This is a genomic window from Pseudomonas sp. NFX15 (assembly GCF_049132105.1).
In the GTDB taxonomy this organism is placed as follows: Bacteria; Pseudomonadota; Gammaproteobacteria; order Pseudomonadales; family Pseudomonadaceae; genus Aquipseudomonas.
The window spans coordinates 257,580-271,224 of sequence record NZ_JAFMPV010000001.1; the positions used below are offsets into that span (position 1 = coordinate 257,580).

The window sequence follows — 13,645 nt, forward strand, 5'->3', positions numbered from 1 at the left end:
AGAGGCAACCCGCCCATGAACCCCACGACAGCCCGATGGCTCAACAAAGTACCCGAGGTGACGCTGTCATTCTGGGTGATCAAGATCTTGTCCACGACCGTGGGTGAAACCGGAGCGGACTTTCTCGCGGTCGATGCCGGCCTCGGCCTTGGCTGGACCAGCGTCGGCATGGCGGCATTGCTGGGCATCGCGCTGTTTATCCAGATGCGCAAGACCGCCTATTCGCCCTGGATCTACTGGTTGACCGTGGTGCTGGTGAGCATCGTCGGGACCCAGCTCACCGACATCCTGACCGACGTGCTCGATGTCAGCCTGTACACCAGCACGGCGGTGTTTTCTGTGCTGTTGGCACTCAACTTTCTGGTCTGGTTCCAGATGGAACGCAACCTGTCGATTCGGGAGATCGTCACGCCGCGCCGGGAATGGTTCTACTGGACGACCGTGCTCTGCACTTTTGCCCTGGGCACTGCGGCTGGCGACCTGGCCACCGAAGCTCTCGGCCTGGGCTTCACCCTCGGTGCCGTGATTTTCGCTGCGCTGATTGCTGCGACCCTGATTGCCTGGCGCCTGGGGGCCAGCGTGGTGCTGACCTTCTGGATCGCCTACATCCTGACCCGTCCGTTCGGTGCCTCGCTCGGCGACTTGCTGACCCAATCCAAGACCTACGGTGGGCTCGGCATGGGCGCGACCTGGACCAGCGCGATCTTCCTCTGCGTCATCGTCCTGTTGGTAGGCGCCGCACAGATCAGCGTCGGCAACCGCAAATCCGTCACTCAATAATCTTTCAAACACCCTAAGGAATCGTCATGCGCCCTTTTCAAAACATCATTCGCCACGTCGCCATCGTCTCCTCGATCTTCTTGCTCAGCATCGCTGCCGGTTGCTCCAAACCTGCCGACAAGCCTGCCGCCGGTGCGCCTTCGGGCGCGATGAGTGCACAAACCCAGTCCGGTTCCAAACTGGGTGATCTATCGGAGTTCCGTACCATCGCCGCTGACGTCACCGCGCTCGTCGACAAGAACGACCTGCCGGGCGCCAAGGCGCGGATCAAGGACCTGGAAAGCGCCTGGGACAATGCCGAAGCCGGTATCAAGCCGCGTGCCGCCAGCGACTGGCATGTCCTGGACAAGGCCATCGACCGCGCACTCGACGCCTTGCGCGCCAGCAATCCTCAACAAACCGAGTGCAAGGCGCGCATGGACGAGTTGATGAAGGCCTTCGATTCGATGAAAGGCCAGTAATCGTCGGGCGGACAAACGCCGGTACAGGTGCTTCAATACAGGCGCGACGGTCATGACCGTCGCGCCTTTTTTTTCGGAGTGGGACATGCGCATATTGCTGGTCGAAGACGACCCGATGATTGGAGACGCGATCCAGGGCGCACTGATGGACGCGAGTTACGCCACCGACTGGGTGAAAAACGGCCTGACCGCACTCTCGGCACTGCAGACCCAACCCTACGACCTGGTGCTGCTGGACCTCGGTCTGCCAGGCAAGGACGGGCTCGATGTGCTCGACAGCATCCGCGCCAGCCACAACCCAGTGCCGTTGCTGATTATCACTGCACGGGACAGTCTCGACGATCGCCTGCGCGGGCTCGACGGCGGCGCAGACGACTACGTGCTCAAACCCTTTGACATGGCAGAACTGCTGGCCCGCATGCGCGCCGTGCTGCGCCGCAAAGGCGGCAGCGCCCAGTCCTTGCTGGACAACGGCGTGGTGACACTGGACCTGGTGTCGAAACAGGCGAGCACGGCGGACAACCCCGATGTGCAATTGTCCAGTCGCGAATTTGCCCTGTTGCAGGCACTGTTGATTCGCCCGGGTGCGATCCTCTCGCGCAGCGAACTTGAAGATCGCCTCTACGGCTGGGGCAATGAAGTGGAAAGCAATGCCGTGGAATTTCTGATTCATTCGCTGCGACGCAAGTTGGGCAACCACGTCATCAAGAACGTCAGGGGTATGGGATGGATGGTTTCAAAAAGCGCTTGAGTGACTCAGTCCAGGTCCGGCTATCGGTTGCACTGGCGCTGGCTATTCTGCTCGTGGCCGCGCTGGCCGGGATGTTTGCGTTCGTCTCGGCACTGGGCGAGGCCCACGAAATGCAGGACGACACCTTGCGCCAGGTCGCCGTGCTGTTCGACCGACAGCAGATGACCCTGAACTACCCCGCCGCGGACAAAATCGCCGGCGACGACGAAGAATCCAGGGTCATCGTGCAATACCTGTCCGACAGCAGCCGCGCCATCGGCGCCAACGACGACAACCTCCTGCCACTGCCCTTTCCCACCACCCTGCCTGACGGCTTGTCGACCTTGAACATCGCTGGCGAAGAATTTCGCGCATTGGTGCGTACCATCGCCCGCGGTGAGCGCATCGTCGTCGCCCAGGAAACCGGCGTGCGCGACAAGGAAGCACGCGAGAGTGCCCTGCGCAGTCTGTTGCCGTTTCTGATTCTGTTTCCGGTGCTGTTGCTGGTGGTCGGCGATCTGGTGCGCAAGCTGTTCCGACCGATTGCGACGCTCTCCGACGAAATAGATCGTCGGGACCAACAGGCGCTGCACCCGATCAACGAACACCGCCTGCCGACCGAGATCCGCCCGTTCGTGGTGGCCATCAATCGCTTGCTGGCGCGGGTGGCGCAAGCGATGGAAACCCAGCGCCGCTTCATCGCCGACGCCGCCCACGAACTGCGTTCGCCCATGACCGCCCTGTCGCTGCAAGCCGAACGACTGAAGGCCACGCCGATGCCGGAGCAAGCCGTCGAACGCCTGCTGCCGTTGTCCCAAGGCATCGAGCGCAGCCGCAAGCTGATCGATCAATTACTGGCTCTGGCCGCCGCGCAATCGAACAGCGAGCGCCCGCAAACCAAAGTGTCGGTGCACGCGATCTATCGGCGGGTCCTGGAAGACCTGTTACCGCTGGCGGAATGCAAGGACATCGACATCGGTGTTGAAAGTACCGAAGACGTGCACGTCGTTATCAACGAAATGGACCTGCTGATCCTGGTGAGGAACCTGGCGGACAACGCCATCCGCTACACTCCCGGTGGCGGTCGCGTCGACCTGTCAGTGGAACGGGTGCAAGACAGCGTGATCCTTCAAGTCAGGGATTCCGGCCCCGGCATCACCAACGATGAACAAGGCCGTGTGTTCGACCCGTTCTATCGCAGCGTGGGCACCGAGCAAGCCGGCTCAGGGCTGGGCCTTTCGATTGTCCGGGCGATTGCCGAGCGCACCGGTGCCCGCGTAAGCCTGGGCTTCACGGACGAAGTGACCCGGCGCGGGTTATGCGTGTCGATCGAACTGAAAAAAGGCTTGTGTTAAACCCATTCAGCGCACCACATGCAAGTAATGCAAATGACGCTCGTACTGGTCGAGGATGTCACCGATGACATCCTCGCGGCTCCAGCCCATGAGGTCATAGTCCTGGCCGCCTTCGCGCAGGTGCACCTCGGCGCGGAAATATTTGCGGGCATCGGAGCCGTCATCGGATTCCTGGACGACAAAACTCGGCGTGGTGAACGCGCGTGGCCGCACCTCATAGAGGAAGCGACCTTCGCCAGAGTGAATCACCTCCAGCGCTACCCAGCCATCGGCATCCTCATTGATCGTGACCTCGTAGCCTTGCTTGCGCAATTCGACGGCCACTTCCTCACACGCAGGCTTGACCACTTCTTCGATGAAACGCCTTACATGCGCGCGCCGGGGCAGCAAGGCGATATTGCGCAGGCGCCGTTGCCAGCCGCCCTGGGGCTGGCGCGCATGATGCTGGCCCGGCATCGCCTGGGTACGCAATCCACGTCGCGTGGCGTCCAGGCTCAATGCCTTGAACAGGCCCCAGATCGACGCCAGCAGAATGATCGAGAATGGCAACGCACTGGCAATGGTCGCGGTCTGGAGTGCTTTCAGTCCATTGGCTAATAGCAGGGCAATCGCCACTACACCGATGGTCACTGACCAGAAGATTCGCTGCCACAGCGGCGAATGGTCATGCCCGGACGACGCCAGCATGTCCACCACCAGTGCGCCGGAATCTGCCGAGGTGACGAAGAACACTACCACCATCAACACGGCGACCATCGACACCACGCTGGAAAACGGAAAGTGCTCGAGAAACGCAAATAACGCCAGTGAACTGTCCTGATCGATGATCGTGGCCAGGTCCTTGACCCCCTCGTTGAGCACCATGTGAATCGCCGAGTCGCCGAATATCGTCATCCACAACAACGTGAAGCCGGCTGGCACGAACAGCACGCCGCAAACGAACTCGCGAATGGTCCGGCCGCGGGAAATGCGCGCAATGAACAGCCCGACAAAGGGTGACCAGGACAGCCACCAGCCCCAGTACAGCAAGGTCCAGCCGCCGATCCAGTCGGTGGGCTCATAAGCGTAGAGGTTGAATGTCTTGTTGACGATATCCGACAGGTAGGCGCCGGTGTTCTGCACGTAAGCCTGTAGCAGGAAGACCGTTGGCCCCAGCAGCAACACAAATACCATCAGCACCACGGCCAGGCCGAGGTTGATTTCCGACAGGATGCGAATGCCCTTGTCCAGGCCGCTGGCCACCGACAGGGTCGCCAGTGCGCAGGTCGCCGTGATCAGGATCACCTGCACCGTGGTGTTCACCGGCAGGCCGAAAAGATGATGAAAGCCGCTGTTGATCTGCAACACACCATAACCCAGCGACGTGGCGACCCCGAACACCGTGCCGAGGATGGCAAACACGTCCACCGCGTGGCCAATGGGGCCATAGATACGCTCTCCGATCAGCGGGTACAACGCCGAGCGCAAGGTCAGCGGCAGGCCGTTGCGGAAACTGAAATACGCCAGGATCAGCGCCACCATGGCGTAGATCGCCCACGCGTGCAGGCCCCAATGGAAGAAGGTGATTTTCATCGCTTCGCGGGCGGCGGCCACCGTACCGCCCTCACCCACGGGCGGCGAGGTGAAATGCATGACCGGTTCCGCCACCCCGAAGAACATCAGGCCGATGCCCATCCCGGCAGAAAACAGCATGGCGAACCAACTGCTGTTGCGGTATTCCGGCTCGCTGTGGTCCGGCCCAAGCTTGATATCGCCGTAGCGACTCACCGCCAGAAACACCACGCTGATCAGGATCAGCGCGACGGACAAAATGTAGAACCAGCTGGCGTTAGTGTTGATCCAGCGCTGGATACTGTCGAATTGCGACTGGGCCTGGGCTTGAAACACGACCGCGTAAAGCACCAGCAGCGCGATGAGTATGGCGCTGGTGTAGAAAACCGGCGGATTGAGCGTGCTCTTCGGTTTGGTCGGAATGTCCATGACAGTGTCGTCTCCTCTGCAGCAAGGCGTTCGTATGTTCAGCCCACAGGCGCGGGCCACACCGGCCCATCGAGTGTAGTTGCTTCTTCGCAGCAGGTAGCGCAAGCCTTTGCGCTCATCCATTGCTCAGTCCCCGTCTATGCTCGAACCGCTGTGTATCACAGTGTGTCGACATGACCATTCGATACACAGACTTTCACCTGGCCTGGGAACAGACACAGGCCGGATACGTTGGCGCGTTTCAATGCAAGCAAGGTTTGAAGGGGCTCAGCCAGAACTCCTGACCCATGGCTAGTAATGGAGACATCCCATGAAGATGGCACTGCGCAACCGCAACAACAGCACCACTGGCCGCCAGCTGGTTGGCCCTTCGCTCCTCGCATTCTTGCTACTCGGCGGATTTGGCGCCGCCCAAGCGCAAACGACGACCACCGTTCAACCAGCGTCTGCCTCTGCCACGACCACTTATGCAGCGCCCTCGCCCTTCGGCCCACTCAAGCACATCAACGCCGGGTTGCTGGACGTGGCCTACGCCGAAACCGGCCCGGCCAATGGGCCGGTGGTGATCCTGCTGCACGGCTGGCCCTACGACATTCACAGCTATGACGAAGTCGCGCCGTTGCTGGCGGCCAAGGGCTATCGGGTGCTGATGCCGTATGCTCGCGGTTATGGCGACACGCATTTTCTCTCTGGCAAAACCGTGCGTAACGGCCAGCCGGCGGCACTGGCCAGTGATGTCATCGACTTCATGGATGCCTTGAAGATCAAACAGGCGGTACTCGGTGGCTATGACTGGGGCGCGCGTTCGGCGGACATCGTCTCGGCCTTGTGGCCAGAGCGGGTCAAGGCGCTGGTGTCGGTCAGCGGTTACCTGATCGGCAATCAGGCCGCCGGCAAGAACCCGCTGCCACCCAAGGCGGAATTGCAGTGGTGGTATCAGTTCTACTTCGCCACGGATCGCGGTCGTGCCGGCTACGAGAAAAACACCCATGACTTCGCCAAGTTGATCTGGCAAACGGCGTCGCCGAAATGGGCCTTCGATGACGTGACCTACGACCGCAGTGCCAAAGCCCTGGACAACCCGGATCACGTTGACATCACCGTGTTCAACTACCGCTGGCGCCTGGGTCTGGTCCAGGGCGAGAGCCAATACGAGGCGCTGGAGCAGAAACTCGCCACCGCGCCATCGATCAGCGTGCCGACCATCACTCTGGAAGGCGACGCTAACGGCGCACCGCACCCGGCGCCCGAGGACTACGCCAAGCGCTTCACCGGCAAATACGAGTTCCGCCAGATCAACGGCGGCATCGGTCACAACCTGCCGCAGGAAGCACCGCAAGCGTTCGCCAACGCGGTGATCGATGCCGATCATCTTTGAGAGGACAGGCGTGCCCTGACCGTTTACTCCACCTCAACGGCTTGTTTTGGCTAACAAGCCGTTTTTTTGCGTGAAAGGCAAAGGGTTGGCGCCCCCGACAATCATCGCGGCGGCAAAGATGAGCTATCTTTCAGCGAAACACCTGCATTGGGTGACTGCCATCAAGTAAGGACGCTTTATGATTCGTTTGCCAAGGCGTTATGCCCTCCCTGCCCTGACCCTGCTCAGCCTGTTCACCGCCACAAGCGCACTGGGCGCAAAGAGCCATCCGCCCGTCACCACCGTCGCCCCCCTCGTTGCAAGCCCCGTTACCGGCCCCGTCGCAGGTACCAAAGTGACGGAGCCCTACGTGCGCATGATGGCGCGCGAAGCCTACTTCTGGGGTTGGCCGATGGCCAATATCTTCAACCGTCGCCAAGCGTTCAAGGATCTGCCAGAACCTGGCTTGATGGGCGGCATCGTGCCGGTGGCGCCCATCAACCGGTTGTCGATGCTCAGCGATTACATCGACCCGGCCGAGCGGTTGGTGGCCTGTCCGAACCAGGACGTGGTGTACGGCGCCGGCAGCATCGCCCTGGACATTGAGCCAGTGGTGCTGCAAGTGCCGGATTTCGACGGGCGTTTTTGGGTGTATCAAGTGGTGGACCTGCGATCCGATAGCTTTGCCGAGCTGGGCAAGATGTATAACACCCAACCGGGGTTCTACCTGCTGGTCGGCCCGGACTGGAACGGCAAAGTGCCTGCTGGCATCACCAAAGTGTATCGGGCGCGGACCAACACCGGGTTCGTCATCCCCCGCGTCTTCCAGGACGACACCGCCGCCGACCGACTGGCGATCCAACCGACCCTCGCCGGAATCGACATGTACCCGCTGTCCCAGTACGACGGCACGGTCAAGAAGCGCAACTGGGCCAAACTGCCGAAATTCCCGGCCCAGGCGTCGGACGGCAAGGCCGAAACCAAGTGGGTGGTCCCCGAGAAGTTCTTCGACGAACTCCCGGCCCTGCTCAAGGACGCCAAGCCATTGCCGGGCGAAGAAGCCCGCTACTCACAAATGAATGCCCTCGCGGCCATCGCCCAGGCCAACCCGCAACTGCGCGCCGCGATGATCGATGAAGCGAAAAAGGCCGACAGCGAAGTGATCGACCCGCTGTTGCAATTTCGCAACTACGGTCTGCAATTGCCCAATAACTGGAGCACCGTGAGCAATGGCGCCGCGTTCGGCACCGACTACTTCACCCGTACCGCCGTGGCACGCTCGAACATTTTCGTGAACCAGCAAAAAGAGACCAAATACTTCTACCAGGACCTGGACGAAAACGGTGTGCGCCTCAACGGCCAGTACAACTACAGCGTGACGTTCGCCAAGGGCAAGCTGCCGCCGGTCAAGGGTTTCTGGTCGTTGACGCTGTACAACGAACAACACTTCTTCGCCCCCAATGACCTGAAGCGCTATTCCATCGGCACCAAGAACAAGTCCCTGCAAACCAACCCCGATGGCTCGCTGACCCTTTACGTGCAAAGCGAATCCCCTGGCAAGGACAAGGAAAGCAACTGGCTGCCCTCGCCACAAGGGGCGGAATTCTCGCTGTACATCCGCGCCTATTGGCCGCAGGCCGATGCCCTGGACGGCGACTGGATACCGCCGGCCGTGGTGAAAGCCCATTGAAGAAAGAACTGCTGTTCCAGCGCTTGCCGGCGAAGACGGTCTTGGACATTGCGTCAATCTTGCGCACGCCTTCGCTGGCAAGCCAGCGCCTTCAAGGGGGCCATCGGCACCTTCAACATTGGATGGTATGGCGCGATCTGGCCGTTGACCCGCAACTGGTCTTCAGATCGACGCAATCCTTCCTCGAGGGTGCGCTTGGGACTCTGTGAACGGCGGGGCACGACCGATTGCATGCAGGCCACCGAATAACCGCTGCCGCAAAGACAGCACACCGCTTCAATATTCCCCAACCGAACTACGTAACCATGGCGTCCTCATCCACCCGGTAAGGGACAGCGCCATGGCAACCGGCTGCGAACGCACACCCGTAGGAGCGAGCCTGCTCGCGAAGGTCGTTAACGAGAACGCGTGCTCACAGGCTGAACGCAGCACTTTCGAGGCCTTCGTGAGTAAGTTCGCTCCTACAGGGAACCGCTTTCCCCTGTGCCGGTGGTGAGCGAATGATGATGAGTGATTCACTCCGGGCCTGTTTGTCGCTGCTGCTCGCCAGCACGGCCGCCAACGCGTTGGCCGATGAAGCGGCACAAGGTTTTTTCGACGGCGCGTCCCTTGGCGTGCTCAACCGAAACTTCTATTTGAACAGCGACTATCGATCCCCCTCGCCAACCGGCAAGAGTTACAAAGCCGAATGGGCTCAAGGGTTTATTGGCTCTTTTGAATCCGGTTTCACGCCCGGCACGGTTGGCTTTGGCCTCGACGCCCATGCCTTTCTAGGGTTGAAACTCGATGGCGGCCAGGGTCATTCTGGCACCGGTCTATTGCCGGTAGGCAGCGATGGCCGCAGCGAACGCGATTACTCCAGCGGTGGCGGCGCGATCAAGCTCAAGGCATCGAAAACCACCCTGGCGTTTGGTGAAATGATGGTTGAAACCCCGGTGTTCGACACCGCGGACAAACGCCTGCAACCGGAGTACGCCACCGGGTTCCTGCTCAACAGCCGCGAATTCGACGGCATGAACCTGCAAGCCGGGCACTTCACCGCGTTCAAGAATCAGGACAGTGCCTCCGGCAAGGGTGACTTTTTCGGCTACGGCGCCAACACCGAGGCTGGCGGCATTTCGTTTGTCGGCGCCGACCTGTTTACCCAAAGTCCGGTCGGCGGCGCCCTGTACGCCTCGGAGCTGACCGATACCTGGCACCAGTACTACGGCAACCTGCACTTCAAGCAGGACGCGGTCTTTCTCGACGCCAACCTCTATCACACAAACGACACGGGCCAGGCGTTGGCCGGCGCCATCGACAACACGGCGTATAGCCTGTCGGGCAAGTACACATTGGGGGCTCACGGATTCACCCTGGCGTACCAAAAAGTCGACGGCGACACGCCTTTCGATTTTGTCGGTGGCGACTCAATCTACCTGGCCAACTCGATCAAATACGCCGACTTCAACGGCGCCCACGAACGCTCTTGGCAAGTTCGCTATGACCTCGACCTCGCGGCCTTCGGCATACCCGGCCTGAAGTTCATGACCCGCTACGTCACCGGCGACCAGATCGACGGCACCCATGCGCCACAAGGCGGGGCCTACAACCCGTTCGACCCGGCAACCGGCACCTACGTGCCGCAACAAGGGGATGGCGGCAAGCACTGGGAACGCGACATTGATTTGCACTACGTCGTGCAATCCGGGGCGGCCAAGGGCCTGTCGATGCAACTGTCCCACGTGTCGCACCGGGCCAACGCCGCGCAGGCCGGTGATGACATTGACCGGGTGTACGTGGTTATCCAGTACCCGTTGGACTACGGGCCGTTCTGAACGGAAAGTGGCGGAAGGCAGCCGGAGTCGAACCTGCCCGGGAACGGGTGCCGTCCCCAACCGGGTTTGAAGCCCGGCCGCGCCACCGGGCGCGATTGCCTTCCTTGAAAGGGTTGATCAGGGGTTGCTGCGCTGGGCCAGCGCGTTGTCCGCGCGAATCTGCCGACGGTCACCCAAGCGTCGTGTCAGGCCGATGCGGTCGAAATACTCCAGGATCTGAATGCTGCGCTTGCGCCCCAACCCCACTGCATCGCGAAACGCCGCCACCTGAATCACCGGGTCGGTGTCCGCCATGTGCACAAGCATAGCCGCCAATCGCTCAATCGTGCTGTCGGTGTAAAACAGGTCGCGCACCACCTGATGCATCAAGCCCAGGCGCGCCATTTTGCGCAGCAGGGATCGAACGCTGGCTTCATCATGCCCGAGGTTGCGCACCCACGGCGGGTCGAATCCGGCCTGCTCGTACAACGGATGCAATCGTCGCCACAGGATTTGTTCTTCATCGCTCAAGCGCACCTCATGCCCGGGCAGATGCAGCCATGGGCCGTTGCTGGCCATGTCACCATCGGCTAGCAACTCATCGATCACACGGATAAACGTCGAGCGCTCCAGCGCACTGCCACTGAATCGGCGCAGGCGGTCGCGGTCCGGTCCCATCTGGTCCGGTTCGAGTTGATGAAAGCGTGCCAGGTGATCCAGCACTGAGGCCTTGAGCGCGTTCCATCGGCTGGCACTGAACAGCAACGCGCCCTGGCGGGTGTCGATCAGGCGCACACCGTCGGGTAACACCCAATGGCTGCGCGGTCGGTTGAACTGCCGCTCCAGTCGCTGCGGATCAACGCCACTGTCGCTCTGGGCCAACAGCACCGGCAAGACATCTTCCAGTGTCGCGCTATTGGCCAGCGCGGCCAGTTGCGCCAACCGCTCCGGGCTGCGGCGCTGGCGTGTCGGCGCAAACGGGTCGAGCACTCGGCCGCCGCCAAGGGTGCGTTGGGCGCTCTGGTCACGCAGGATCAGCGGATCGCCGTTCACCGCCTGCACCGGCGTGTTGAGCAGCAGTTGCGCGAACATTCGACCACCTGGCGCCAGGCTGGCACCTTCGAGCAACGCGACGCGGCCGATGACGTCCTGGGTGCCGAGGTGCACATGCACCGGTTGAAAGTGCTCGAAGGCCCGGGTTTCGCTCGCCAGCAACTGCAGGTCGATGTCCAGGCGATGGGTGGGCGCGTACAAACCTTCGGCCAGCAACCAGTGGCCGCGATGAATGTGTTCCAGCGCGAGCCGTTCGGCACTCAGGTTCAACGCCACGCGCTGGCCCGCGATGGCGTGCTCGGCTGCCTGGTTTTGTGCGTGCAGGCCACGGATGCGAACCGGCTTGCCTTGCGGCCCCAGCCACAAGGTATCGCCTGCCCCGACCCGGCCAGACAGCGCGGTACCGGTCACCACGATTCCCGCCCCGGCGACGCTGAACGCCCGATCGATCGCCAGGCGAAAGCCCCCTTCTGTGCTGCGTTGCTGCACTTCACGCTGGGCTAGCAGCAGGTGCTGGCGCAGGGTATCGATGCCCTCGCCGGTCACGCTCGACAAGGCAATCAGCGGAGCCTCGGCATAAGGCCCGGGTGCCAACAAGGCACGGACCTGATCGCGGACCTCCTGGAGCCGTGTGCTGTCTACGCGGTCGCATTTGCTGATCGCCACCAACGCCCGCGGGATACCGAGCAACTCGACAATCGCCAGGTGCTCGCGGGTCTGCGGCATCACCCCGTCATCGGCGGCCACCACCAGCAATACCAGATCGATGCCCTGCGCCCCGGCGAGCATGTTGTGGGTGAAGCGTTCATGGCCGGGCACGTCAATGAAACCGGTCAGTTCTGCGCCCGGCTCCAGCGCTGCGTAGAGGTAGCCGAGGTCTATGGTCATGCCGCGCTCGCGCTCTTCGCGGCGACGGTCGCCAGCCTGACCGGTCAACGCCTGCAGCAGCGCTGTCTTGCCATGGTCGATATGCCCTGCCGTGCCAACAATCACCCTGCCCGGTCCTCCACGTGTAATTGATCGAGTTGCGTCAGCCAGGCCGGCTCGTCGTCCAGTTGCCGCAGGTCCAGCCACAAGGCGTCATCGTCGATGCGCCCGAGCACGGCAATCGGCAAGGCGCGAAAGGCTTCTTCCAGATTCAACAGCGAGCGCCCGCGCAAACGCTTGGACGTCAGCGGCCGCAGGCACAGCGCGGCGCTGGCCAGCCGCGCCACCGGTTGGCTACCGCTGCCAATCATGCCCAGCGCCGGCAGGGCACTGACACTCCAGCCGTCACCCAATACCTCCGCCAATATCGGTCGCAAACGCTCGGCCTGGGCGAGAATCTCGGCTTGTGGCCGGGACAGCAGGCGCAGGCTCGGCAAGCGCTCGGCGAGGCGATCCGGATTGCGGTACAAACCCAGTACCGCTTCGAGGGCGGCCAGGGTCATTTTGTCGACCCGCAGCGCACGCTTGAGCGGGTTCTTCTTGATCCTGGCGATCAGATCCTTGCGCCCGACGATCAATCCGGCTTGCGGCCCGCCCAGCAGTTTGTCGCCACTGAAAGTGACGATATCAGCGCCATCGAGCAGTGCCTGGCGCACCGTCGGTTCGGCGGGCAAACCCCAGCGGGTCAAGTCCAGCAGGCTGCCGCTGCCGAGGTCTTCGAGCAACGGCAAAGCGTGCCGATGAGCCAACTCTGCCAACTCAGCCGTCGGCACGCGGGTGGTGAAACCCTGAATGCTGTAGTTGCTCGCATGCACCCGCATGATCAAGCCACTGCGCGGGCCAATGGCGGCCTCGTAGTCGCGGGCGTGGGTGCGGTTGGTGGTGCCGACTTCATGCAGCTTCACCCCGGCGCGGGCCATGATGTCGGGAATGCGAAAAGCGCCGCCGATTTCAATCAGTTCACCACGGGAAATAATCCCTTCCTTGCGTGCCCCAAGGCTGTTGAGACACAGCAATACCGCGGCGGCATTGTTGTTGACCACGGTCACCGCTTCAGCGCCGGTCAGTTCGCGGATCAAACCTTCGATCAAATCGTCACGGTCACCGCGCTTGCCGCTGCGCAGGTCGAATTCGAGGTTGAGCGGATAGCGCGCGGCCATTTGCACCGCTTCAATCGCTTCTTCAGGCAACAGCGCCCGCCCAAGGTTGGTGTGCAGCACCGTACCGGTGAGGTTGAACACCCGGCGCACATGGCTGCGATGCGCGGTGAACAAACGCTCGCCCACCCGGCCCGCCAGCACGTCGGCACTGACTTCCACCGGTTCAAGTGCGCCCTGTTGCACCCCGTCGCGTAGCTCATCGAGCAAACGTCGCAAGGCCGCCAGCAAGGCGTCGCGCCCGTAGCGTTCGGCCAATGGCCGACACGCCGGGTGGCGCAACAAGCTGTCGATGGAAGGTAGACGCAGGGGCTGGTTGGCACTGCGGGCAGGCATCTGGCGCTCCTGAAAACGAATGA

The 13,645-nt window shown here is 61.8% G+C and carries 10 protein-coding genes and 1 tRNA gene; 7 read left to right on the top strand and 4 right to left on the bottom strand.

The window, feature by feature from the left end; all coding sequences use genetic code 11:
* Positions 1–15: 15 nt before the first annotated feature.
* The 4 genes from J1D76_RS01075 to J1D76_RS01090 all read left to right on the top strand — a co-directional run bounded on the left by J1D76_RS01075 (position 16) and on the right by J1D76_RS01090 (position 3,326).
* Positions 16–780 carry a hypothetical protein gene (locus J1D76_RS01075; protein WP_421136599.1) on the top strand — a complete coding sequence of 255 codons (765 nt, stop codon included), beginning with the start codon at positions 16–18 and terminating at the stop codon, positions 778–780.
* 26 nt (positions 781–806) lie between these two features.
* Positions 807–1,241, top strand: coding sequence for a hypothetical protein (locus J1D76_RS01080; RefSeq protein WP_421136600.1), 435 nt, complete (start codon positions 807–809; stop codon positions 1,239–1,241).
* An 85-nt stretch (positions 1,242–1,326) separates the two neighbouring features.
* Entirely contained in the window at positions 1,327–1,992 is a 666-nt protein-coding gene (locus tag J1D76_RS01085; protein WP_421136601.1) for a response regulator, read from the top strand.
* Positions 1,968–3,326 (top strand): ATP-binding protein, encoded by a 1,359-nt coding sequence (locus J1D76_RS01090; RefSeq protein WP_421136602.1) that lies wholly within the window; start codon positions 1,968–1,970, stop codon positions 3,324–3,326. The genes J1D76_RS01085 and J1D76_RS01090 overlap by 25 nt, the downstream gene beginning before the upstream one ends.
* 6 nt (positions 3,327–3,332) lie before the next feature.
* Here the strand turns inward: J1D76_RS01090 and betT are convergent, their stop codons facing one another.
* On the bottom strand, positions 3,333–5,306 hold the full coding sequence (gene betT, locus J1D76_RS01095; RefSeq protein ID WP_421136603.1) for a choline BCCT transporter BetT: 1,974 nt from the start codon (positions 5,304–5,306) through the stop codon (positions 3,333–3,335).
* 310 nt (positions 5,307–5,616) lie between these two features.
* Between betT and J1D76_RS01100 the strand changes: the two genes are divergently transcribed.
* The 3 genes from J1D76_RS01100 (at position 5,617) to J1D76_RS01110 (ending at position 10,170) form a co-directional block, all read left to right on the top strand.
* Positions 5,617–6,684, top strand: coding sequence for an alpha/beta fold hydrolase (locus J1D76_RS01100; RefSeq protein WP_421136604.1), 1,068 nt, complete (start codon positions 5,617–5,619; stop codon positions 6,682–6,684).
* 178 nt (positions 6,685–6,862) lie between these two features.
* Entirely contained in the window at positions 6,863–8,353 is a 1,491-nt protein-coding gene (locus J1D76_RS01105) for a DUF1254 domain-containing protein (protein WP_421136605.1), read from the top strand.
* 506 nt (positions 8,354–8,859) lie between these two features.
* Positions 8,860–10,170: an OprD family porin gene (locus J1D76_RS01110; RefSeq protein ID WP_421136606.1), complete on the top strand. Its 1,311-nt coding sequence runs from the start codon at positions 8,860–8,862 to the stop codon at positions 10,168–10,170.
* Positions 10,171–10,178: 8 nt separating this feature from the next.
* On the opposite strand, the gene J1D76_RS01115 is transcribed toward J1D76_RS01110, so the two are convergent.
* From J1D76_RS01115 to selA, 3 genes are all read right to left on the bottom strand, one after another.
* Positions 10,179–10,274 (bottom strand) — tRNA-Sec (locus J1D76_RS01115).
* 13 nt (positions 10,275–10,287) lie between these two features.
* Positions 10,288–12,195, bottom strand: coding sequence for a selenocysteine-specific translation elongation factor (gene selB, locus J1D76_RS01120; protein ID WP_421136607.1), 1,908 nt, complete (start codon positions 12,193–12,195; stop codon positions 10,288–10,290).
* Positions 12,192–13,622 (bottom strand): L-seryl-tRNA(Sec) selenium transferase, encoded by a 1,431-nt coding sequence (selA, locus tag J1D76_RS01125; RefSeq protein WP_421136608.1) that lies wholly within the window; start codon positions 13,620–13,622, stop codon positions 12,192–12,194. Before selA ends, selB begins: the two co-directional genes overlap by 4 nt.
* Between the last annotated feature and the right edge of the window lie 23 nt (positions 13,623–13,645).

Coding starts and splice junctions, on each gene's coding strand:
- selA (WP_421136608.1), bottom strand. CDS start 13,622: ATGCCTGCCCGCAGTGCCAACCAGCCCCTGCGTCTACCTTCCATCGAC.
- J1D76_RS01110 (WP_421136606.1), top strand. CDS start 8,860: ATGAGTGATTCACTCCGGGCCTGTTTGTCGCTGCTGCTCGCCAGCACG.
- J1D76_RS01105 (WP_421136605.1), top strand. CDS start 6,863: ATGATTCGTTTGCCAAGGCGTTATGCCCTCCCTGCCCTGACCCTGCTC.
- J1D76_RS01080 (WP_421136600.1), top strand. CDS start 807: ATGCGCCCTTTTCAAAACATCATTCGCCACGTCGCCATCGTCTCCTCG.
- J1D76_RS01075 (WP_421136599.1), top strand. CDS start 16: ATGAACCCCACGACAGCCCGATGGCTCAACAAAGTACCCGAGGTGACG.
- betT (WP_421136603.1), bottom strand. CDS start 5,306: ATGGACATTCCGACCAAACCGAAGAGCACGCTCAATCCGCCGGTTTTC.
- J1D76_RS01100 (WP_421136604.1), top strand. CDS start 5,617: ATGAAGATGGCACTGCGCAACCGCAACAACAGCACCACTGGCCGCCAG.
- J1D76_RS01090 (WP_421136602.1), top strand. CDS start 1,968: ATGGATGGTTTCAAAAAGCGCTTGAGTGACTCAGTCCAGGTCCGGCTA.
- J1D76_RS01085 (WP_421136601.1), top strand. CDS start 1,327: ATGCGCATATTGCTGGTCGAAGACGACCCGATGATTGGAGACGCGATC.